Source organism: Dyella humicola, from assembly GCF_026283945.1.
In the GTDB taxonomy this organism is placed as follows: Bacteria; Pseudomonadota; Gammaproteobacteria; order Xanthomonadales; family Rhodanobacteraceae; genus Dyella; species Dyella humicola.
This window is the reverse complement of the sequence record NZ_JAPDPC010000003.1, coordinates 268,055-288,084: the sequence shown is the minus strand read 5'-3', so window position 1 is coordinate 288,084 and position 20,030 is coordinate 268,055. Positions and strand designations below refer to the sequence as shown.

At 63.3% G+C, this 20,030-nt stretch carries 22 protein-coding genes; 10 read left to right on the top strand and 12 right to left on the bottom strand.

Annotated elements, in window-relative coordinates; all coding sequences use genetic code 11:
• Positions 1-15: 15 nt before the first annotated feature.
• Positions 16-291 (bottom strand): BufA2 family periplasmic bufferin-type metallophore, encoded by a 276-nt coding sequence (gene bufA2, locus OUZ30_RS17865; protein ID WP_266183792.1) that lies wholly within the window; start codon positions 289-291, stop codon positions 16-18.
• A 297-nt stretch (positions 292-588) separates the two neighbouring features.
• Here bufA2 and OUZ30_RS17860 point away from each other — a divergent pair, with 297 nt between their 5' ends.
• The 4 genes from OUZ30_RS17860 (at position 589) to OUZ30_RS17845 (ending at position 3,197) form a co-directional block, all read left to right on the top strand.
• Positions 589-1,050, top strand: a complete 462-nt coding sequence (locus tag OUZ30_RS17860; protein ID WP_266183791.1) for a DoxX family protein — start codon at positions 589-591, stop codon at positions 1,048-1,050.
• A gap of 108 nt (positions 1,051-1,158) precedes the next feature.
• The gene (locus OUZ30_RS17855) at positions 1,159-1,545 is read left to right on the top strand and encodes a thioredoxin family protein (RefSeq protein ID WP_266183790.1); all 387 of its coding nucleotides are present in this window, start codon (positions 1,159-1,161) and stop codon (positions 1,543-1,545) included.
• Positions 1,545-2,273 carry a cytochrome c biogenesis CcdA family protein gene (locus OUZ30_RS17850; protein ID WP_266183789.1) on the top strand — a complete coding sequence of 243 codons (729 nt, stop codon included), beginning with the start codon at positions 1,545-1,547 and terminating at the stop codon, positions 2,271-2,273. The genes OUZ30_RS17855 and OUZ30_RS17850 overlap by 1 nt, the downstream gene beginning before the upstream one ends.
• 42 nt (positions 2,274-2,315) lie before the next feature.
• Positions 2,316-3,197, top strand: coding sequence for a patatin-like phospholipase family protein (locus tag OUZ30_RS17845; protein WP_266183788.1), 882 nt, complete (start codon positions 2,316-2,318; stop codon positions 3,195-3,197).
• Between the two features lie 97 nt (positions 3,198-3,294).
• Here OUZ30_RS17845 and OUZ30_RS17840 read toward each other — a convergent pair whose 3' ends face one another.
• The 3 genes from OUZ30_RS17840 to OUZ30_RS17830 form a co-directional block, all read right to left on the bottom strand.
• Entirely contained in the window at positions 3,295-3,825 is a 531-nt protein-coding gene (locus OUZ30_RS17840) for a DUF2501 domain-containing protein (RefSeq protein ID WP_266183787.1), read from the bottom strand.
• 118 nt (positions 3,826-3,943) lie between these two features.
• Positions 3,944-4,327 carry a YidH family protein gene (locus tag OUZ30_RS17835; protein ID WP_266183786.1) on the bottom strand — a complete coding sequence of 128 codons (384 nt, stop codon included), beginning with the start codon at positions 4,325-4,327 and terminating at the stop codon, positions 3,944-3,946.
• 85 nt (positions 4,328-4,412) lie between these two features.
• Positions 4,413-4,952, bottom strand: a complete 540-nt coding sequence (locus OUZ30_RS17830; RefSeq protein WP_266183785.1) for a DUF6630 family protein — start codon at positions 4,950-4,952, stop codon at positions 4,413-4,415.
• 244 nt (positions 4,953-5,196) lie between these two features.
• Here OUZ30_RS17830 and OUZ30_RS17825 point away from each other — a divergent pair, with 244 nt between their 5' ends.
• Together OUZ30_RS17825 and OUZ30_RS17820 are read left to right on the top strand one after the other, a co-directional pair.
• Complete coding sequence (locus OUZ30_RS17825; RefSeq protein WP_266183784.1) at positions 5,197-6,399, top strand: FAD-dependent oxidoreductase; 1,203 nt, start codon at positions 5,197-5,199, stop codon at positions 6,397-6,399.
• Between the two features lie 155 nt (positions 6,400-6,554).
• The gene (locus tag OUZ30_RS17820) at positions 6,555-8,126 is read left to right on the top strand and encodes a hypothetical protein (RefSeq protein ID WP_266183783.1); all 1,572 of its coding nucleotides are present in this window, start codon (positions 6,555-6,557) and stop codon (positions 8,124-8,126) included.
• Between the two features lie 51 nt (positions 8,127-8,177).
• Here OUZ30_RS17820 and OUZ30_RS17815 read toward each other — a convergent pair whose 3' ends face one another.
• Together OUZ30_RS17815 and OUZ30_RS17810 are read right to left on the bottom strand one after the other, a co-directional pair.
• The gene (locus OUZ30_RS17815; RefSeq protein ID WP_266183782.1) at positions 8,178-10,388 is read right to left on the bottom strand and encodes a penicillin acylase family protein; all 2,211 of its coding nucleotides are present in this window, start codon (positions 10,386-10,388) and stop codon (positions 8,178-8,180) included.
• Positions 10,389-10,544: 156 nt separating this feature from the next.
• Positions 10,545-12,512: a M1 family metallopeptidase gene (locus OUZ30_RS17810; RefSeq protein WP_266183781.1), complete on the bottom strand. Its 1,968-nt coding sequence runs from the start codon at positions 12,510-12,512 to the stop codon at positions 10,545-10,547.
• Positions 12,513-12,661: 149 nt separating this feature from the next.
• Between OUZ30_RS17810 and queF the strand changes: the two genes are divergently transcribed.
• Together queF and OUZ30_RS17800 are read left to right on the top strand one after the other, a co-directional pair.
• The gene (queF, locus tag OUZ30_RS17805; RefSeq protein WP_266183780.1) at positions 12,662-13,486 is read left to right on the top strand and encodes an NADPH-dependent 7-cyano-7-deazaguanine reductase QueF; all 825 of its coding nucleotides are present in this window, start codon (positions 12,662-12,664) and stop codon (positions 13,484-13,486) included.
• Between the two features lie 123 nt (positions 13,487-13,609).
• The gene (locus tag OUZ30_RS17800; protein ID WP_266183779.1) at positions 13,610-14,203 is read left to right on the top strand and encodes a hypothetical protein; all 594 of its coding nucleotides are present in this window, start codon (positions 13,610-13,612) and stop codon (positions 14,201-14,203) included.
• A gap of 82 nt (positions 14,204-14,285) precedes the next feature.
• Here the strand turns inward: OUZ30_RS17800 and OUZ30_RS17795 are convergent, their stop codons facing one another.
• Complete coding sequence (locus tag OUZ30_RS17795) at positions 14,286-14,837, bottom strand: HdeD family acid-resistance protein (protein ID WP_266183778.1); 552 nt, start codon at positions 14,835-14,837, stop codon at positions 14,286-14,288.
• Between the two features lie 290 nt (positions 14,838-15,127).
• Between OUZ30_RS17795 and OUZ30_RS17790 the strand changes: the two genes are divergently transcribed.
• On the top strand, positions 15,128-15,334 hold the full coding sequence (locus OUZ30_RS17790) for a CsbD family protein (protein ID WP_266183777.1): 207 nt from the start codon (positions 15,128-15,130) through the stop codon (positions 15,332-15,334).
• Positions 15,335-15,400: 66 nt separating this feature from the next.
• Here the strand turns inward: OUZ30_RS17790 and OUZ30_RS17785 are convergent, their stop codons facing one another.
• The 5 genes from OUZ30_RS17785 to OUZ30_RS17765 form a co-directional block, all read right to left on the bottom strand.
• A complete protein-coding gene (locus tag OUZ30_RS17785) occupies positions 15,401-15,754 on the bottom strand; it encodes an ArsR/SmtB family transcription factor (RefSeq protein WP_266183776.1) in 354 nt (117 codons plus the stop codon).
• 51 nt (positions 15,755-15,805) lie between these two features.
• Entirely contained in the window at positions 15,806-16,672 is an 867-nt protein-coding gene (locus OUZ30_RS17780; RefSeq protein WP_266183775.1) for an MBL fold metallo-hydrolase, read from the bottom strand.
• A 10-nt stretch (positions 16,673-16,682) separates the two neighbouring features.
• Positions 16,683-17,114, bottom strand: a complete 432-nt coding sequence (locus OUZ30_RS17775; protein WP_266183774.1) for a DUF6691 family protein — start codon at positions 17,112-17,114, stop codon at positions 16,683-16,685.
• A complete protein-coding gene (locus OUZ30_RS17770) occupies positions 17,111-17,536 on the bottom strand; it encodes a YeeE/YedE family protein (protein WP_266183773.1) in 426 nt (141 codons plus the stop codon). The genes OUZ30_RS17775 and OUZ30_RS17770 overlap by 4 nt, the downstream gene beginning before the upstream one ends.
• Positions 17,537-17,598: 62 nt before the next feature.
• Positions 17,599-18,537, bottom strand: a complete 939-nt coding sequence (locus OUZ30_RS17765) for a transporter (RefSeq protein WP_266183772.1) — start codon at positions 18,535-18,537, stop codon at positions 17,599-17,601.
• A 351-nt stretch (positions 18,538-18,888) separates the two neighbouring features.
• On the opposite strand from OUZ30_RS17765, the gene OUZ30_RS17760 reads away from it, so the two are divergent.
• Positions 18,889-20,016 carry an AI-2E family transporter gene (locus tag OUZ30_RS17760; RefSeq protein WP_266183771.1) on the top strand — a complete coding sequence of 376 codons (1,128 nt, stop codon included), beginning with the start codon at positions 18,889-18,891 and terminating at the stop codon, positions 20,014-20,016.
• The last annotated feature ends 14 nt before the right edge of the window (positions 20,017-20,030 follow it).

The following is a 20,030-nucleotide window of genomic DNA, read 5'->3' as shown; positions in this document are numbered from 1 at the left end:
GCCCCGCCGTCCACATCAGGCCTGCTTCGCAGCGGCTTGAGCGGTCGCACAGTCCTGCTGGGACTTCTGCATGGTGAAGCCTTGGCCCTTGCAGGAGTTCTGGCCCTTGCAGGAGTTGGTTGCCTGCTTGCACGAGCCATGGCCCTTGCACGATGACGAGTTCATGCACTTGACCGTGGCGGAGTCGCCGGTGGGTGTCTTGTCGCCCGCGGAAGCGGACATCGAAGTGACGGCGAACAGACCGGCAACCATCATCGCCATGGCCGCGCCGTTGAGTTTGTGGGTCTTCATGGATCACTCCTGATAAGTCATGAGAGCCGCCATGGTTCGCGGCGGTGGGAAGCGCTTTGCCGGATACGGCACATCGATCTCGCCGATGGATCCGACATCGGCATTCTCAACAGCCCGAGGGTCGGTGACTGTTCCCGCGCATCCGGTTCTTGTGCCCGATCGTCCGGCATGGCACGGCCCAGCGCCGGCCTGACCAAGGATCGGACGGCGGGCTAGAAAGCGCGGACGCCCGAACATGGCGAGGGGCCATCGAGATACCCATGATGTTTGCACTTCGCCTCCCCGGGACCTGCACCCATGCGTCAGTTCATCGCCACCACGGCTTCGCGCCTGCTTCAGATGCTCCACACCATCGAATGGCTAGGGCCACTCACGGTTCGTGTGGTATTCGGCTATTTCTGGCTTGAGACAGGCATCGCCAAGGTTCACAACCTCAAGGGTTTCACCATGCGCTTCATGGACTGGGGCATACCCTACCCGGCTTTCAGTGCGGGGCTATCCGCCTGGACGGAGCTGCTGGGTGGCCTGCTGCTGATGCTCGGCTTGTTTACGCGACTGGTGTGCATCCCGATGCTGATCAATATGGCCGTCGCGGTGACCCTGGTCGTGTCGACCAACCTGATGGGGCTGGACGACTACGTTGAAGCCGATGAGGTGGTGTACAGCCTGATCTTCTTCTGGCTGCTGATCGCCGGCCCGGGCAAGGCAAGCCTGGACACCCTGGTGGCGCGCATGCTCGGCATTCGCACCGCCGCCTGAGACGCACACGGCGCACGTAACGCGCGCGCCCCGCGTGGCGAAGAACAGCTGTGCGAGGCGACAACGCACGCCGCGCCTCACCCACCTCACCTCGGAGCAAGACGCCACATGAAAGCAAACAAACGCAGCTATCTAGGAGGCTTCCTGTTCCTGCTGCTGGCAGGTTCGGCGTTGGCGGACGAAGTGCCATTCAACCAGGCAAAGTACGAACAGAGCGTGGCCGCGGGCAAGCCCGTGGTGGTCTATCTGCATGCGGACTGGTGCCCGACCTGCCGTGCGCAGCAACCCATCGTCGACAAGCTGTCGAAGGAGCCGCATCTAAAGGATGTGACCATCTTCGTGGCGGATTTCGACAAGGAGACTGCGCTCGAGAAGGCGCTCAAGGTGAACCAGCAGTCGACCTTCGTGGTGTTCAAGCAAGGACATGAAGTCACTCGCTCGACCGGGCAAACCCAGGAAAAGGCGATACGCGAGACGTTGGAACAGGCACTCTGATGGACTTCGGCCTGGGCACCTATGTGTTGGGTTTTCTGGCTGGCGCGGCCACCTTGTTGTCGCCGTGCGTGTTGCCCATCCTGCCGATCCTCATCGCGTCCGCGCTGTCCAAGCACCGGTTTGGAAGCACGATGCTCGCGTTCGGGCTCAGCCTCTCGTTTGCGCTCGTGGGTATTTTTATCGCCACGCTGGGTGCATCGATCGGGCTTGGCGCCGGCACCTTCCGTCAAGTGGCGGCGGCGCTCATGGTGCTGTTTGGCATCGTGATGCTGTCGTCGCGCTTGCAGGTGGTCTTCTCCAGGGTCAGCTCGGGCGTCGGTTCAAGCGGTCAGCGTGCGCTTGGCTTGATCAAGGGCGAGGGTTTGTTGAGCCAGTTCCTGATTGGGCTGTTGCTTGGCGTGGTGTGGAGCCCGTGCGTAGGCCCCACGCTCGGTGCCGCGACCACGCTGGCGGCGCAGGGTAAAAACCTGGGCCACATCGCGCTCCTGATGATGCTGTTCGGCCTGGGTGCAGGGCTTCCGCTGCTGGCTCTGAGCTTGGTGTCTGGCGCAACGATGACGCGCATGCGCGGTTCACTGGCGTCGGTTGGCGGCATTGCCAAGTCGGTGCTGGGTGGCTGCTTCGTGCTGGTCGGCGCGCTTATCCTGACCGGACTGGATCGAAAACTCGAAGCCGCCATCTTGTCCATCAGCCCGGATTGGCTGGCCAGGTTGACCACGTCATTTTGACCTGACGTTTCGAGCGCACACGGCAGCACGCAGGTGACCGACATGAGCGCGACCGACAGCAGCAGCAACGCACCACCGCGGACCGCCTTCGTGTTGGCCGGCGGCGGCAGTCTTGGTGCCGTCGAGGTAGGTATGCTGCAGGCGCTGCTGGACTGGGGCGTGGCGCCTTCGTTCATGGTGGGCGCCTCGGCGGGCGCCATCAATGCGGCCTACTTTGCTGCGGACCCGACCCGCGATGGCGCCGACAAGCTGGAGCGGCTGTGGTGCGTGATCCGACGCCGCGATGTCTTCCCGCTCAACCTGGGCAGTGTGATCGGCCTGTTGCGTCGCCGCGATTATCTGGTCAATTCGCACGGGTTGCGATCCCTGCTCGAAAAGCATGTCGCGTATGAACGCCTGGAAGACGCACGATTGCCTCTGCACATCGTCGCCTCGGACATGCTGACGGGCGAAGAAGTATTGCTGTCATCCGGATCGGTCGTGGACGCCGTGTTGGCGAGTGCAGCCATCCCGGGCGTCTTTCCACCAGTGCGGATCAATACGCGACTGCTGGTCGACGGAGGCGTTGCCAACAACACGCCGATCTCGACGGCGATCAAGCTGGGCGCTACCCGCGTTGTCGTTTTGCCTACCGGATTTGCCTGCTCCATCGGCCAGATTCCGACGGGCGCGATCGCGCGGGCCTTGCATGCACTCAGTCTGCTGGTGTCGCGCCAACTGGTACATGATGCGGAGCGCTTCGCGAACAGCCACGTGGAGCTTCGCATCGTGCCCAGCCTGTGCCCGCTGGATACGTCACCTTACGATTACTCATCGGCTCGCGCGCTCATCGCGAAGTCAAAAACATGCACCGAGCGCTGGCTGGAGGGTGGCGGCCTGGAACAGGCGGGCATCCCGGGGCCACTACACGAACACCATCATTGATGCGCGGTAGCCACCGCGGTCTCGCGCACGGCATCGGCGCGCAACGCGCCGATGCGTGGATGCATGGATGCCGAAGGCAAGGTCCCACTACCCTCGGTCAGTGGCCAAGAAACGACTTGCCCTGTTTGAGTACGGTATCGCAGACCTTGGTGGTGATCTGCGACTTCAGATCGCTCGAGCCGCCACCGACACTGGCCAGGTCCATGGTCTTGCCGTCACTGCCTTGCAGAAGACCCTTCGCGCCGCTCAGGTAGCCCGCGTCGCTGGTCGGACTCCCCCCGGTCGCACTGCTGGGAGTCTGCTTCTCCTTACTGCCGGTCAGCTGACCGAGCATGTCGCTGGCGCCGGAGGATTTTTGACCGCTGCTCGCCGCCGCATTGCTCGATCCACCCATTTTTCCGAGCAACTGATCCTTGATGCCGGAGGCGCCCGAATTGCCACCGAGGTAGTTGTTCTTGACGCAGTACTCCAACAGGCCCGCCACATTGCCCATGCTGCCCGAGGTCATGGAACCGCCGGGAATCATGCCGCCGAGCTTGCCCAGGTCCTGGGCACCACTCGCTCCGCAAGCGAGGCTGAGGGCGATTGCCACACCGATCGTTGTCATGCCGCCAATGCGCTTCTTCATGAGCATCCCTCCATTAGTTGCGCGCATTCAACACCAACGTTTGTTACGGCCATGTCAGCGCGTGTGGCCATCATCTTCAAGCCGACTCGCGAAAGCCTCTGAGCTGCCTCTGCTGCGCCTAACCCAGCGCGGCAATTTGCTTGGCGACATAGAGCATCAGGAACAACGCCATGACGATCAGCAGCGCGGACATGACGCGGGCTATCCAGTAGTCGCCATAGGGTGAGCTCTCGGCGGCCTCGATGGTGCGGCGGTTGCGGTAGAAGCGCTGGGTGGCGCCCAAGATGATGAGTGCACCGACGAACAACAGCCCCAGGCCCAGCCATTCCGAAGCTCGCGTATGCAAGCCGAACACCGCGCGCTCGGCCGACCTCGTCGCATACGTCAGGAAGATATCGAAGCGCTCCAGCAGAAAGCCAAACGCCATCACCGATATCGCCGTGCGCACCCATGCCAGATAGGTACGCTCGTTGGCCGCATGGTCAGTGAAGTGAGGTATCACAAGGCACCGTTCCGGTCAGCAGGGGGACGATCTCTTCGACCTAGCTATCTACACCTTCGGACCTTGCTCAGCCACAGTTGCGCTGTCAGGTCACTTCACTACCTAGCCGCATATTGATACCCAGCACGGTCGCCAGCTCGCGAAACGGTTCGTTATCGCGGGTCAGGGTGATCCAGCCGGCGTAGCTGTCGTTGTCGGTTTCGCGCGCCCACAACGTATAACCATGCTCGTTGAGGCGATCGTAGGCCGTAGCGAACAGCGAAGCGGCATCGATATCGGCATGAAAGTCGTCGTCGTCCGGATCGCCATTCCAGTCGATGGAGAGATTCCAGCGCGCGGCCAGCTCATCGATCGCCTGTACCAGCGCCCGCGTATCCTGGCCGTCGACGACAAAGCCCGAGCGCCAGTCGATGACCTGGGAAATGATCTCGACCGGGTCAACCTCTTCCTCGTCCTGGTGGGCGACGGCATCGCGATAGTCCGCGAACTGCTGCAGCGCCAGCTCCTCGTCGCCCGGATTGATCAGCTGCAGCAGCTGCCAGACGCAGGCCTCGACCGAGTTGTCGTCTTCCTCGCCCTCGTCCAAGTCATGTTCGGCATCGAAGTCGTGGTCGGAGGGGGTCATGGGCGGATCTCGGCGTTGGCTGCGGCGAATCATATCCAATCCACGCGGATTATCCGCCTTGACGCGAAAGCGGCGCGTCAAAGCCAAAACGCGACGAAGAGCCGGGCGAGTTCTGTCCACTTCGTGATGTGTCTCGCGTGTTCATTTGATTTTGGAAGGTGGGTCCGATAAGAAGTAGCCGCTAGCGCCTCCGATTCCTCCGGGATGGGAGCTCAATCCACTCATCCTTGGTCGGGGAATCTTCGTGCAGCGACGTCAATTTCTGCGCCAGGCTAGCGCCACGCTGGCCGTGGCTTCCACGGCCGGATTGGCGGCCTGTGCGAAACAAGCGGTCGCCCCGACGCCTTCGGCTGGCAGTCTCGCACCGGGCGCCATCCGTCTTCTTGCGGATGGCCTGGAGCTTGCGCCCATCAAGGCGAAGGTGGACCGGATCACTGGCGTCTATGTCTGTACGCGGCCATTTCGCGCGGCGGGGCCTCGCATCGAGCTGGAACGGCTCGGCCACAAGGCCATCGTGCACAACTATGGGCATGGCGGCAGCGGCTGGTCGTTGTCCTGGGGCTCGAGCACCTTGGCCGTGCGCATGGCGCAGGCCACCCACGTGCGCGAGTTGGGTGTAATCGGCTGTGGCGCGCTGGGCCTCACATCGGCCCTGGTTGCGCAGCGGGCCGGCATGTCGGTGCGCATCTATGCCAAGGCGCTGCCACCCGATGTGTACTCGATGCGCGCGTCCGGGCTGTGGACGCCCGACTCGCGCATTTGCGACGCACAGCATGCAGCGGCGTTCGCCGAGCGCTGGGAGGAGATGACGCGCATCTCGCATGCCATGTACCAGAGTCTGCTTGGGGTGCCGGGCAAGCCGATCGAGTGGATCGAGGGTTACGCGCTGTCGGACACGCCGGCGGGCCAGTCCCACACCGACGTTGCCGACGAGCCCGAGTACGGCGATTTCCACGAGCGCGTGCTGGACCTGACGCCGCGCTCGGTGGACTTGCCGCCCGGCAGCCACCCTTTCCCGCAGCCTTATGTGCGTCGCTACACGACCATGATGTTCAACATCAGCACGTATGCGCGCATGTTGATGGCTGACTTTCTCGCCGCCGGCGGCAAGATCGAGGTACGCGAATTCCACCAACCGCACGAACTGCTGGCGCTGCCCGAAACGACCCTGATCAATGCGACCGGTTATGGTGCCCGCGCTTTGTTCAATGACGACTCGGTGATACCCGTGCGCGGCCAGACCGCGCGACTGATTCCCCAACCCGAAGTCACCTACGGCCTGTCCACCAAGAACCTCAGCATGGTGCCCCGTAGCGATGGCCTGATGGTTCAGTCCTTTGGCGAAACCGGCAACTTCAACAATAGCGACGTCACGCCGAATCGCGCGGCGTCGGAAGCCGCGGTGAAACAGCTGGCCGACCTGGTGGCGAGCATGCGTCGCGGCTGAAGACGAGCCATCTCGTAGCGTTCGCGGGCAAGCCAGTTACCGCCAAGACGCTGGTCTAGGTCGAAAGTCAGCCATGACTTCCCGCAGGCGGCGCCCACGGGTGAAGCTCGTAGGCTGCGCGTCACCCACTCCCGGGTGCGATCGGGTGATGTGTCATGGATTGTCGCAAACGCAGTCGCAGCAACGCTCCTCTTTACCTGGCCAGCGCCGTGGCCCTGGCGCTCGCCGCACCGGCGAACGCCACCGAGGTTCCGCATGACGGTGACGCCGTGCCCGGTAAAGCGCACAAGGGTTGCGATGGCGTGGATGCCCGCGCCTGCGTCGACCAGGCCATGACGGCCATGGGCGGACGACAAAAGCTCAGCGCCATCGGCAACGTGCATTACCAGACCACAGGCCACGCTGCGCTCACCGAGCAGTCCTACCGCCAGCAGCCTTTCATCACCGCGTATGAGCGCGACGACCTTACGCTGGATTTCGACAAAGGCCGACTCGTTCGGGTCGCGCATGTCACCTGGCCGGAATCGGACCCGCATCAGTCCGAAGTTACCCAGACGCTGGTCGCCACGCCACATTCGGGTGTTTATCGCGGCGAAAAGGCCGACAGCCCCTGCTCGCTGGCCGACCTCGATACCACCCGCGACGCCTTGGCGCTGGGCCCTGAACGCCTTCTGCTCAATGCTTCCGCGGTATCGGACCTGCACTATGCGCCGTCGCAATGGTTGCGTGGCACAGCGCACAGCGTGGTCGAGTTCACCTGGGAAGGTGCGCCGATTCGCGTGTTGCTCAATGCCAGCAACCATCTGCCCGATGCGATGGAAAGCACGCGCACCTTCCACGACTTCTGGTACGCCTGGGGCGATGTCAGGCAGCGCGTCTATTTTGACAACTGGCATCTTTTCCAGGGCCTCGTGCTTCCGACCAACCTGGTTGAGGTGCGTAACGACGTGCCGTGGCAGTCGACCCAGATTCTCGATGCGCGCTTCAACGACAAGCTCGACGACAAGACGCTTGCCATGGATGCGGCCGTTGCCTCGAAGAGCGCGCAATCCAAGGGCTGGGACAGATCGTTCAGCGACAAGGCCCGCATCGAACTTGCACCGGGCATCGAGCTCTACCGGGGCTCGTGGAGCACGACCCTGATTAAACAGGACGACGGCGTGCTCGTCCTAGAGGCGCCGATCTCATCCACGTTTGCGCAAGGAATCTTTGCCAAAGCCCGCAGCGAGTATCCGGATACACCCATCAAGGGCGTCCTCACCTCTTCCGATTCCTGGCCGCATATGGCCGGCATTCGCGAAGCGGTCGCCGAGGGCCTGCCGGTGTATGCGCTCGACCTGAACCGGCCGCTGCTGGAGCGGCTTGTGTCTTCACCGCATAGTCTCCGTCCCGACGCCCTGCAGACCCAGCCCAAAGCGCCACGTTGGATGGACGTGGCGAACAAGACGGAGATCGGCCACGGTGCCAATCGCGTCGTACTGTATCCCCTGCGCGGCGCTTCGACCGAGCGCCAGTACATGGTCTATTTCCCGCAGCATCATTTGCTCTACGCCAGTGACACCCTTGCGCTCAACGCCGATCACAGCCTGTACGACCCGCAACTCATGCATGAAGTCGTACAAGCCGTCGAACGCGAACATCTCCAGGTCGACACCGTCTACGCGATGCACGAAGGCCCGACGCCGTGGAGCGATGTGCTCAAGCTGGTGCGCACGGCCGCCAACTGATCGCTCGCGTAGCCGCTCGCCAGGCGAGCGGCCACGCGCACGAGCGATGCGCTACGAGCCCGGGTGATAAACGCGCTCGGTATGTCCCTTGAGATCCTCCGGCCAGAAGTAGACCGCGCGCAGGTTGCCGGTGGTATAGCGTTCGGCCTGGTCGTCGAAATGCGGCGAGTCCGGATGGCCGCTTTCACCGCCGACGGAAATCGCGCGGGCGTGCACCTTGTCGCCAAACTCGACCACGGCCACAAAGCTGTTGCCGCTGGTGCCGTAATAGCGCTTGGTGCCGGGCCAGCGATGCGCGCCAAAGGACGCCAGCGAGCCCCAACGCGACGAGGTGAACGGCACCGGGATGCTGGGCTTGCCGTCGTTGAAGGCTTGCACGATATCGCCGTTGATGCGCTGGTAACGGTTCACTTCACCCCACGGCACGCCCCAGCTGCCGAAGTCCTTCTCCAGGCGATCGGAGGCTTCGACCAGGGCTTCCAGGCGCGCTTTCGCGCCGGCCCGCTGCGCCATGATGTCGTAGACGGAAAGGCCTTCGGAAACATCGGACTTGTCGACCTTGTCCCACAGGACGTCGCCCCAGAACACGGCCAGCGTGGTCGGCATCGAGGTGATGCCCCAGCGGTAGTCCCAGTGGCGCAGCAAGGCGATCTGGCCTGCCAGCTTCTGCTTCAGCGGATCGCTGGCCGGTAGCGCATCGTAATCGGCCACCAGGATCGGAATCTGTCGTGCGAACGCCGGCAGATACGAATCGAACGCCGCGCTGGTCAGCGAGGCCATGGTGAAATCCTTGCGGTCGCTCAGCACCATGGTGGCGTGGATGCCGCGCGGATTCTCGCCCACGCTGTCCATATAGCGCGGATAGTTCTCGCGTTTCGGGCTATCGAGACCCGCCGCGGAATACGGCCAGTTGTTCGTATTCATGATCCAGCCGTTCGCCGGGTTGAGCAGGTGCGGCGCCTCGTTGAGCGCATGCAGCCCCTGCCAGTCGGTGGCCGGATCACTGCCATCCACCGGCTTGGTGTAATCGAAGCGGTTGTCGCGCTTCGGGATGAATTGCGGATGTAGATAAGCGATCTCGCCCTTGTCGTCGGCAAAGATCGTGTTGTTCGACGAGTTCGCCTTCAGCTCGGCCACCTTCATGAAGCTGGCGAAGTCGCTGGCCTTGGTGCGCAGCCAACTCTGCTCCAGCGCTTCCAGGGGCTTGTTCATCAAGGCCGTGGCGATCCACTTGCCGTCCTGTTCGCGCACGACCGGACCGTGATGCGTGGCATACGTGGTGAACGTCCGCTCGGCCATCGAACCATCCGGCTTGCGGAAAGGCACGCTGATCTTGCGCGTGGCTAGTGGACGCTGTTCCTTGCCGTACTGATAGAACAGCTGGCCATCCTTGTGCGCGATCGTCTCGGCGAATTCGTCGACTACGTCGGCCGTGGTCGAGGTATGCATCCAGCCGATGTGATGGTTGAAGCCCTGGTAGATGAAGAACTGCCCCCAGGTCGCCGCGCCATACACGTCGAGGCCTGCATCGCTGGTCATCTGCAGCTCGGAGCGGAAGAAGAACGAGGTGTGCGGATTGATCCATAGCAACGCGTGGCCGCTGGCACTGAGCTTGGGCGCAATGGCGATGCCGTTCGAACCGGTGGGTTCCACCCAGCTCGACGGCGTGTCGATGCTCGCCACCGGCTCGCCAGTCTGGCCATAGAACGCCTGCAGCTCCTTCAGCGATACGCGTTCGATATCACCGCCGATGCTGCCTTCGCTGAAGCTCAGCGCCATCCACGGTTCGAAATGCTTGATCACGCGCGGATGCACGTCGGGGTGCGTGGCCAGGTAATAGTTGAGGCCATCGGCCCAGGCGGTCATCAAGCTCTGCAGCCAGGCGGGACTCTTGGCGTAGAGCTGCTTGAGTTCCGCCTGGTCTACGAACAGCCGTTGGCGCAGGTCGGACCAGATCGCCGACTCACCCTCGCCCTGGGCCTGGGCGAGCCAGCCCAGTGCGTTGAGATAGTTGGTCTCGATGCGATTGAAGTCATCCTCGGCCTGCGCATAGGCCATGCCGAACACCGCGTCGGCATCGGTCTTGCCGTGCACGTGGGCGATGCCCCAGTCGTCGCGGGTGATCGTGATGGCCTTCGCCTGGGTCTGCCAGCGCGATTCGTCGGGTGTGCTGGCCTGTGCCGTGGAGACCAGGCCCAAGGCAAGCAGGGTGGCGACTGACAGCGCGCGGAGGCGGGGGCGGAGGTTGGAGGTGTTGGTCATCACGTTGTTCTTTATCGAGTTGGTGCGGAGCCGGCGTTGGGGGGCTGCCTACCCTTCAAAGTACCCGTCATCCCAGCGAAAGCTGGGATGACGGTGAGGGTGAGTGTCAGGGTGAGGGATGTGTTTGGTGCATCCCCTGCAATGAACGAGGCATCCTCACGGCATCACAAAACCGTTGTTGCTGCGATCCGCATCCGGCAGTTTGTGGTCCGGATCCAGCGTCAGCTGCTTGATGCGCGCACTGGTGTTCAAGGTCAGGCTCGGCGTAGCGCTCTGTCGCCAGATTTCCACCGGCACGCGCACGTCGCGGTGAGTGCCGTCGGCAAAATCGATGCGCAAGGTCGCCGGCATCACCAGCTTCTGCTTGCTGGCAAACGTGATGGTCACGCCCTTCGCCGGATCCTTGTCGACGTAAGAGGCACTACTCACGCCCATGTCGAGCTGCCAGTTGTTGAGGTACCAGCCACGCCACCACCAGGCCAGGTCCTCACCCGTCTCGCTGCTCATGAAGCGGAAGAAATCCGACGGCGTCGGGTGATGGTAGGCCCAGGTGGCGATGTACTTGCGGAACGCCGGATCGAAGCGCTCGGGGCCGAGGATCTGCTCGCGCAGCAGGACCAGGCCCAGCGCGCCCTTGAAGTAGCTCAGCGAGTGGCGGTACTTCTCGGAAACCGAATCGGCCGGCGCCATCAGCGTGGGCGCCTGCGCGTCGGCCAGCAGCGGCAGGATCTCGTCCACCGGATTGCCGCCCTTGGGCGCGTATTCGCTGTCGCGCTTTGGTGCGTATTCGCCGTGGTTGAACGCGTCGGAGGCATAGATGTCGATGAAGGTATTGAATCCTTCATCCATGAACGCGTTGCGGCGCTCGTTGGAGCCCACGATCATCGGGAACCAGGTGTGGCCGATTTCGTGCGCGCTGATCCAGAACAGCATCGGGCCGCTGTCCTCGATGCCGTCAAAGACGATGCCGGGATACTCCATGCCCGCGCCATGGCCGGCCAGGTTCACCGCCACCGGCCAGGGATACGGATACCACTTGGCGGAGAAGTGCTCGACCGCGCCCTTGAGGTATTCAGTGGAACGATCCCACTTGTCCTTGCCGACGGCCTCCACCGGATACACCGACATGGCCAGCGCATGCTTGCCTTCCGGCAGGTTGATGCGCGCGGCATCCCACACGAAGGCAGGTGACGCCGCGAACGCTACGTCACGCGTGTGCTCCATATGGAAGCGCCAGGTCTGCGTGCCGCTCTGCTTGGGACGGCTGGCCGGGTCGATCACTTCCTGCGGCGTGCGGATCAGCACCGTGTGGTCACTCTGCGCGGCCTGCGCCAGCCGCTGGCGCTGCGTGGCCGTAAGCACCTCGTTGGGATTGGTCAGCTCGCCGGAGCCGGCCACCAGGTAGTTCCACGGCACCGTGATCGCGTAATCGATGTCACCGTATTCGAGATAGAACTCCGAACCCAGGTAAGGCAGCGTGTCCCACCCGCGCAGATCGTCGTACACCGCCATGCGCGGGAACCACTGCGCAATCTCGTAGATGTCGCCGTTCTTGGTCGGCGTGACGGCGGTACGGCCGCCCCACGGTCCCGGCACGGTGTAGTGGTAGCGAACATGCAGCTTCAGCTGTTTACCACCACTCGCCAGCGCCTGCGGCAGATCCACGCGCATGCGCGTGTCGTCGACCAGGAAGTGGACGGGCTTGCCATCCAGTTCCACCGCATCGATCTGGTAACCGTCGGTGGCCTCCGTGCGCGGGCGGGGCGAACCCAACGCGGCACGCGAATCACGCCGATAGATATTCTGGTCCAGCTGCAACCACAGCACGTCGAGCGCGTCGGGGCTGCGATTCGTATAGGTAATGGTCTCCTCGCCGCGCAGCGCATGCGTGGCCGGGTCGATCTCGGCCTGGATCGCGTAGTCAGCGCGGTTCTGCCAGAACAATGGACCCTGCTTGCCGGCACCGCCGCGGAATGCATTGGCCGCATCTGGCAGCGAGAGCGGCGCGAACAGCGCCTGCGGGTCGAAGCCACCGGACGGACTGTCGGCAAAGACCGGCGCGCTGAGCGTGCCGGCCACGAGCAGGCCGGCCGCGAAACGGCAGGCCAGGGCGGGGTTCTTCATGCGGGAGTATTCCTTGGGACCACGTGTGAGGCTCAATCGACACTATAGGGATGGCCGGGCCCGTGCGACCTAGGTAAGTCGTCATGGTTGACCCCCGCCGCCCGCAGTTTCATGCGGTGGCCGAGACGCGGGGCCGGTAGAATGGCCGCATGAGCACTCCCGAACACTCCCCCCTGGGCAAAAGCACGGCTTACCCCGACCGTTACGACCCGAGCCAGCTGTTTCCGATACCGCGCACGGCCAAGCGCGAGGAAATCGGCGTGTCCATGCCGCTGCCGTTCCATGGCGTGGATATCTGGAACGCCTATGAGCTGTCCTGGCTGGATGCCCGCGGCAAGCCCGTGGTGGCGCTGGCGGAATTCCGCGTGCCGGCCGACTCGCCCAACATCATCGAATCGAAGTCGTTCAAGCTCTACCTCAATGGCTTTTCGCAGGAACGCGTGGCCGACGTCGACAGCTTGATAGCGACGCTGGCGCGTGACCTTTCCGCAGCAGCGGGTGCGCCCGTCGAAGTCATACTCAGCGACGCGCGCGCACGTGGCCATGCGGTCATCGACCTGGAAGGCCAATTGATCGACGAGCAGGCGCTGGACATCGACGACTATGGCCCGCCGCGTGCCGACTACCTGCACGCCGACCCCAGCGGAACCATCGTCGAGGAAGCACTGGTATCAAACCTGCTGCGCTCCAACTGTCCGGTGACCGGCCAGCCGGACTGGGGCAGCGTGCAGATCCGTTATCGCGGCGCCGCCATCGACCCGGCTGGCCTGCTGCGCTATCTGGTGTCTTTCCGCAATCACAATGAGTTTCACGAGCAATGCGTGGAGCGCATCTTCGTCGACGTGATGGCGCGTTGCCGCCCCGAACAGCTGAGCGTCTACGCACGCTACACGCGTCGCGGCGGGCTGGACATCAACCCCTACCGCAGCACCACCGCACAGATGCCCGGCAATCCGCGCGGCGCACGCCAATAAAGGCTGGGCGCCCCGCTTCAACACGTGAAAATTACGTCGAGGCGGCCGCGTGCAGTAATCAACGCTTCAGTTCCGCGGGACTAGCCTCGAACCCTGTTCCGCCCACCAGCCACGGGGTCAGTCATGAACGTTCAGTCACGCACCACTGCCTTGTACTGCACGACCCTTGCCGGCCTGCTGATGCTCAGCGCGTGCGGCAAGAACGAGCAAGCAGCCAGCCCAACGCCAGCCGCACCGGCGGCCACGGCTCCTGCACCGGCCGCACCGACGCCGGCCGCCACCACGCCAACACCAGCGGCCACCACGCCAGCTCCGGCCAACACGACGCCGGCTCCCGCCAGCACCAGCGGCAAATCGGCGAGCATCCAACCTGCCAATGACATCAAGGTCGCCGCGGTTACCCTCGGTAGTGCGGTCGATGCCTCGCACATCATCAGCAAGGTGCAGCGCCGCTTTGCGCCGACCGACAAGGCGATCTACGCCAGCGTGACAACCCTGGGTAGCACCGACCGCGCATCGCTCAGCGCCAACTGGAGCTATGTGGATGGCAAGGACCAGCCGTTCAGCAGCACCACCGAATCGGTTGCAACCGATGGGCCGGCGACGACCACGTTCAAGGTACAGAACCCGAATGCGTGGCCGGTAGGCCAGTACAAGGTGGTGATCTCGCTCAACGGCAAAGCCGTCGCCAGCGAGAATTTCGAAGTGCGCAGCTGACGCTGCCACGCCCACTGCCAAGCATGAGAAAAAGGCGCCCAAGGGCGCCTTTTTCATGCCCGCCCTGTTCTGCGGGACCCACTCACATCGGCGACTTCCAGCGACGCATGCGCCATCCGGCCATGATCTGCAAGACACCGTAGACCAGCGCTGCAGCGCCAATCCACACCGCCACCGTCAGCAAGGCGGCCGCCGGATACGCCATGAACATGAAGCCAAGCACGATCGCGAACACGCCGCTCAAGGCGATCAACCATTCGCCCTTGATCTCCTTGCGCACGCGGATGGCGAAGATGATGCGATAGATGCCGGCCACGATCAGCCAGGCGGCCAGGAACAACAGCAAGACACTGACCACGGCGAGCGGATGCACGATGGCAAGCAAGCCGAACACGATCGAAGCCAGCGCGTATAGCGCGACCCAGCCACGTGAAATCGTCGTACTGCGCTTGAACAACTGAAACAGGCTGGCAATGCCCTCGGCCAGGGCCATGATGCCGAACGCCCACGCCAACGCGATGACCGTCTTGCCTGGCCAGACCAGGGTGCTGAGTCCAAACAGCACCGAGATGATGCCGTAGATCACCAACAGCCAGCCCGCGCGGCCGACCCCTTGCTGCAGTACTGAAGCCATATCGCGACCCTCCGTGACGTTGAGAGGCGAGCCGGTGTCGGCCCGCTGCAGTAGACAGCATCGGCTTTGGGGTTGCCACGCTCCCGCAGGACCCCAGTTCCCCCTTCCGCCTGTTCATCCACGCATCATCGATGTCGACGTAATGCGAATGTCGTATCAGTTGGGATCATACGCCGATGAATCGCCCCGACCCCAGGCTACGGAAATGGCACGCATCCTTAACCTCGGCGCTGTTCGAATCGGCCCCGCAATGCGCATTGCATCCCTACGAAACCCAACGAGGTATTGTCATGAATCAAGACACCATTCAGGGCCAGTGGAAGCAACTCAGCGGCCAGATCAAGCAGCACTGGGGCAAGCTCACTGACGACGACCTGAAAGTGGCCGAAGGCAACTCGGAATATCTATCGGGCCGGCTGCAAGAGCGCTATGGCATGGCGCGCGACGAAGCCGAAAAGCAGGTCAAGGAATTCGAGAAAAAGTTGCGCCATCACTGACGCTTGCACGTCCCTCTACCCTCTCCCCCTTGGGGAGAGGGTCCGGGGCAAGCGCATTCATGGGCGTCAATCATCTACGCAAAACAGTTCGAACAGGGTCGCCATCAGGGTCCGTACGCGCTCGTCGCGGATGTCGTAGTAGATGGACTGCCCTTCACGACGGCCCAGCACGAGTCCATCGCGTCGAAGCAGCGATAGATGCTGCGACACCACGCTTTGCGCCAGCTCCAGCGCATCGGCCAGTTGGTTGACCGAGCGCTCACCCTCCAACAGCTGGCACAGCAGCATCAAGCGATGCTGGCTGCCCATCGCCTTCAGCACGGCCACGGCCTCGTCGGCATGCCGCGCCATCGCGTCCATGCCCATCACGGGCTTGCGGCGACGCGCCGGCGCAGGCATCGACTTGCTTGAGCGACTCATGACCAAAGGCCTGCCATGCAATGGGCCGGCGGCAAGCGCGCGCTGGTGAGGTCAAAACGCATTGAGCGGAATCTTCAGATAGCTGATGCCGTTGTCCTCGGCGGGCGGCAGCTTGCCGGCGCACATATTCACCTGCACCGACGGGAGCAGCAGCTTGGGCACGGCCAGCGTCGCGTCGCGCGCAGTACGCATGCTGACGAAGTCATCCTCGCCGATACCGTCGTGCACATGGATATTCGCGCGCCGTTCGTCACCAACGGTCGTCTCGTGGACAAAGGCATCGCGCCCCGGCGCCTTGTAATCATGGCAAAGGAAGATGCGCGTCTCGTGCGGCAAGGCGAAGATGCGTTGAATCGAGCGGTAGAGCATGCGTGCATCACCACCGGGGAAGTCGCAGCGCGCGGTGCCGAAGTCGGGCATGAACAGCGTGTCGCCGACAAAGGCCGCATCGCCGATCACATGGGTCATGCAGGCTGATGTATGGCCCGGCGTATGCAGCGCCACCGCCTCGATATCGCCCAGCCGATACGTTTCACCGTCCTTGAACAGGTGATCGAACTGGCTGCCGTCACGCGGGAACCCGGACCCTGCGTTGAACAGTCGTCCAAACGTGTCCTGCACCGTGCGGACATGTTCACCGATGCCCAGCCTGCCGCCGAGACAGGACTGCACGTAAGGCGAGGCCGAAAGGTGGTCAGCATGTACGTGGGTATCAATGACCCATGCCACGCTGAGGTCCTGCGCCTTCACGAAATCGACGATCGCGTCAGCCGAATCGTGGCGCGTTCGGCCCGATGCCGCGTCGTAATCGAGCACGCTGTCGATCACGGCCGCCACGCGCGTGACGGGATCCCAGGTCACATAGCTGAACGTGTTGGTCGGCTCGTCAAAGAAAGCCTTCACCTCGGGACGCTTCATGTTATCGATCTCATTTTGTATCTGTGGAGCGGGCTTGCGCCGGCCATTTCGCCGCCAGCCACCAACCCAGGGCCATGGTCGCCACCAGCAACAACATCGATGCGACGCCACCGCCGATCGAGGCCAAGGCAGGGCCCGGACAATAGCCTGCCAGGCCCCAGCCGATGCCAAACAAGGCCGCGCCGGTGACCAGGCGACGGTCGATCTGGCGCGCCGTCGGCAGTTTGAAGGTGGCTTCCAGCAGCGGCTTGTTACGACGCAGCACCCATCGATAACCGATGGCAGTGGTCAGCACGGCACCGCCCATCACAAAGAGCAGGCGCGGATTCCACGCGCCGAACAGATCCAGGAAGCCCAGCACCACGGCGGGTTGTGTCATGCCCCCCAGGCTCAGGCCGAGCCCGAACAATAGTCCTGCCAGCCATGCCATCGCGAGTTTCATGCGCCGCCACTCCCCAGCAGGTGACGCATCACGAAGACCGTGACCACGCCAGACAGGACGAAAACGAGGGTCGCCAGCAAGGAGCGCGGCGACAGCCGGGCCATGCCGCATACGCCATGGCCGCTGGTACAACCGCTGCCCAGGCGCGTGCCGAAGCCGACCAGCAAGCCCGCCACGGCCATCAGAGGCCAGCCGACTTGCGGCGCGCCGATACCGGCATCGCCTCGCAACAGCAGCAACAATAGCGGCGCTGCGACCAGCCCCAGCACGAAAGCCACGCGCCAGCCGCGATCACTGGCCCCGGTCAACAAGCCGCTGGCGATACCGCTGATGCCGGCGATACGGCCGAGCGTGACCATCAGCATCACCGCCGACAAGCCGATCAACACGCCACCAAGCGCCGAGAGAATCCAGGGATGCATAGGCTCACCCACGTATATTCATATATTCGCTATTTCTAATATATGACCGAACCACCAGGAAATCAAATGCCGTTACTGCGGCGATCGAACCAGCGGTATTGCACCGCAAACGTGATCGACTTGTAGTCGCCGCCAATGCGCGTCACCAGTCCGTTCGACAACGCAAGCTTGGCCTGCCAGCCACGACCGAGCGGCGCCGAGAGCGTGAGGCCATAACGCGCGTTCGACTGCCGGTCCGCCTTGGACACGCCATTGACGCTGGAGCCGCCGCCGTCCACGTAGCCGACGTCGCCAGCGATCCAGAACCCGGGATGGAAGGTGTAGCCGCCATGCAGTTGCACCGTCGCCAGGGGGTCCTGGCTGCGCGCGTTGCCGCCGTAGAAGTCGTGGTTGGTGGTAAAGAAGTACACGCCGGCAGACGCCTCGAGGAACCACTTTCCCATCGGCTTGGAGATGCCGATCTCCGGCTTGAACGCCCATCGATGGGTGCTGATGTTGACGAGTCGGTCCGGCGAGTACTGGCCCGTCGGCGCCGCTATGGTCAGGCTCACGCCAAGCGAGGCGGTGGGTGTCCGGCGTGCAAACTCCTCCGGCGTCAAGGCGGGACTGCCAATGATATTGAAGCCGAAGCGCATCCTCAGGTCGCCCATGCCGGAGCGATGCAGTTCGGTCGGGGCGTCGATCACGCTGCCGCGCAGGTTGCCGTCGACATAGGGCAGCCCGACGGCCAGCGATGCGGAGTGGCCGGCCAGCCCGAAGCTGCGCACATAGCTGAGCGCATAGGTGTTGATCGTCGCCTCGACGTTGGTAATGGGCAGCGACGGGTCAGTCAGCACGTCGCCGGTCAGGCGGGTATAGCCGACGTCGATGAAGTTCGTGCCGATCGGCGACGCCGAATAGGTTCGCGGCTCCAGTTCCTGCGCAGACGCCATGCCCGCATGAAGCAGGAATCCGAAGACGCCGGCCAGCAGCATGGCCGGGTATGTCAGGTATCGGCTCATTGTCGGCTCGAACGGACGACTTGCGCAGCAAAAGGCGTTGCGTGGCAGTAACGCTTCAGGTCATGCGCACGTTCCACGTGAGCGGACAGGCGCATCTTCGGGAGCAGCCTTACTTTAACGCCTCCGTCTGTTGAAGGATGGTGGGCGCCTGCGCATGGCGCTAAGTAAATCTACTTACGCGCCGCACGCTGGCGGCGATCCGAAGCCACTGGCGATCCCGACCTTCTCACGGCAAACACGCCAAGTAACCGACCATCGGAGCGCCGTGCTGCGGGGGCCGGCCTCCCGAGCACTTCGAAAGCCTGGCCAACTGCTCGGATATCCCTGCTGCAACTTGCAAGGAGATTAACGATGCTGACGACACCGATTTCCGAGAGGACGCTTTCCCGGGGCATGCTCGATGTGCTGATTCGGGCGGGCCTGATCGCCATCCTCGCCGTAGTCTGTTTTCGGATCTTCTATCCGTTCGGCAGTCTGCTGGTGTGGTCCCTGATTCTTGCCGTCACGCTCTACCCACTCCACTTGCGGCTACGCAAGCGCCTGTCCAACAAGGACGGTTTGACGGCGACGCTGATCGTGCTGTTCGCACTCGTCATCCTCGCGATACCTATGTATCTGCTGGGTGTCGCCTTGGTCGACTCGGTCGACCGCGCCATGGAGATGGCCAAGAGCGGCGGCGTCCGTATTCCGCGACCCGCCGAATCGGTGGCTGGCTGGCCGCTGGTGGGTGGGCGTGTCTATGCGTTCTGGCTGCAAGCGTCCACCGACCTGACAGGCCTGATCCAGAGGGTGACACCGCAACTCAAGGGCGCGGGTGCTGCCTTGCTGGAGGCCGCCGCCGGCGTCGGCACGGGGCTGCTGGTCTTCATCTTCGCGCTGATCATCTCGGGCATCTTCATGGCCTTCGGCGAGGAATCCAGGCACGCCGCCGTACGCATTGCATCGCGCATCTTCGGCGCCGAGGCCGGCCCGAAGATCACCGAACTGTGTGCCGCCACCATCCGCGCCGTAGCCCAGGGCGTCGTCGGCATCGCCTTTATCCAGATGCTGCTGGTCGGGGTCGGCTTCCTGGTGAAGGGCATCCCTGGCGCTGGCCTGCTCGCGCTGGCGATCCTGCTGCTCGGCATCATGCAGCTACCCGCCACGCTGATCACCATCCCGGTGATCATCTACGTCTTCGCCACCGAAGGCTTCAGCGTGGCCGGGATCGTGTTCGCCATCTATGTCTTCGTCGCGGGACTGGCGGACAACGTACTCAAGCCCCTGCTGCTGGGGCGCGGCGTCGACGTGCCGATGCCGGTGGTGCTGATTGGCGCACTCGGTGGCATGGTGACCGGTGGCGTGATCGGCCTGTTTATCGGCCCGGTAGTGCTCGCCGTCGGCTATCAACTGTTCTGGCGTTGGGTCGATGACCAGCACGACCCCGAAGTGCCGGTGGCAGTACCGGCCGCAACTCCGGTCGAGCCGAAGCAGCCTTGATGCTGCCGGAATCC

Bases quoted from the DNA above. Each gene is read 5' to 3' on its own strand.
- bufA2 (WP_266183792.1), bottom strand. From the start codon at position 291: ATGAAGACCCACAAACTCAACGGCGCGGCCATGGCGATGATGGTTGCC.
- OUZ30_RS17860 (WP_266183791.1), top strand. From the start codon at position 589: ATGCGTCAGTTCATCGCCACCACGGCTTCGCGCCTGCTTCAGATGCTC.
- OUZ30_RS17855 (WP_266183790.1), top strand. From the start codon at position 1,159: ATGAAAGCAAACAAACGCAGCTATCTAGGAGGCTTCCTGTTCCTGCTG.
- OUZ30_RS17850 (WP_266183789.1), top strand. From the start codon at position 1,545: ATGGACTTCGGCCTGGGCACCTATGTGTTGGGTTTTCTGGCTGGCGCG.
- OUZ30_RS17845 (WP_266183788.1), top strand. From the start codon at position 2,316: ATGAGCGCGACCGACAGCAGCAGCAACGCACCACCGCGGACCGCCTTC.
- OUZ30_RS17840 (WP_266183787.1), bottom strand. From the start codon at position 3,825: ATGAAGAAGCGCATTGGCGGCATGACAACGATCGGTGTGGCAATCGCC.
- OUZ30_RS17830 (WP_266183785.1), bottom strand. From the start codon at position 4,952: ATGACCCCCTCCGACCACGACTTCGATGCCGAACATGACTTGGACGAG.
- OUZ30_RS17820 (WP_266183783.1), top strand. From the start codon at position 6,555: ATGGATTGTCGCAAACGCAGTCGCAGCAACGCTCCTCTTTACCTGGCC.
- OUZ30_RS17815 (WP_266183782.1), bottom strand. From the start codon at position 10,388: ATGACCAACACCTCCAACCTCCGCCCCCGCCTCCGCGCGCTGTCAGTC.
- OUZ30_RS17810 (WP_266183781.1), bottom strand. From the start codon at position 12,512: ATGAAGAACCCCGCCCTGGCCTGCCGTTTCGCGGCCGGCCTGCTCGTG.
- queF (WP_266183780.1), top strand. From the start codon at position 12,662: ATGAGCACTCCCGAACACTCCCCCCTGGGCAAAAGCACGGCTTACCCC.
- OUZ30_RS17800 (WP_266183779.1), top strand. From the start codon at position 13,610: ATGAACGTTCAGTCACGCACCACTGCCTTGTACTGCACGACCCTTGCC.
- OUZ30_RS17795 (WP_266183778.1), bottom strand. From the start codon at position 14,837: ATGGCTTCAGTACTGCAGCAAGGGGTCGGCCGCGCGGGCTGGCTGTTG.
- OUZ30_RS17790 (WP_266183777.1), top strand. From the start codon at position 15,128: ATGAATCAAGACACCATTCAGGGCCAGTGGAAGCAACTCAGCGGCCAG.
- OUZ30_RS17785 (WP_266183776.1), bottom strand. From the start codon at position 15,754: ATGAGTCGCTCAAGCAAGTCGATGCCTGCGCCGGCGCGTCGCCGCAAG.
- OUZ30_RS17780 (WP_266183775.1), bottom strand. From the start codon at position 16,672: ATGAAGCGTCCCGAGGTGAAGGCTTTCTTTGACGAGCCGACCAACACG.
- OUZ30_RS17775 (WP_266183774.1), bottom strand. From the start codon at position 17,114: ATGAAACTCGCGATGGCATGGCTGGCAGGACTATTGTTCGGGCTCGGC.
- OUZ30_RS17770 (WP_266183773.1), bottom strand. From the start codon at position 17,536: ATGCATCCCTGGATTCTCTCGGCGCTTGGTGGCGTGTTGATCGGCTTG.
- OUZ30_RS17765 (WP_266183772.1), bottom strand. From the start codon at position 18,537: ATGAGCCGATACCTGACATACCCGGCCATGCTGCTGGCCGGCGTCTTC.
- OUZ30_RS17760 (WP_266183771.1), top strand. From the start codon at position 18,889: ATGCTGACGACACCGATTTCCGAGAGGACGCTTTCCCGGGGCATGCTC.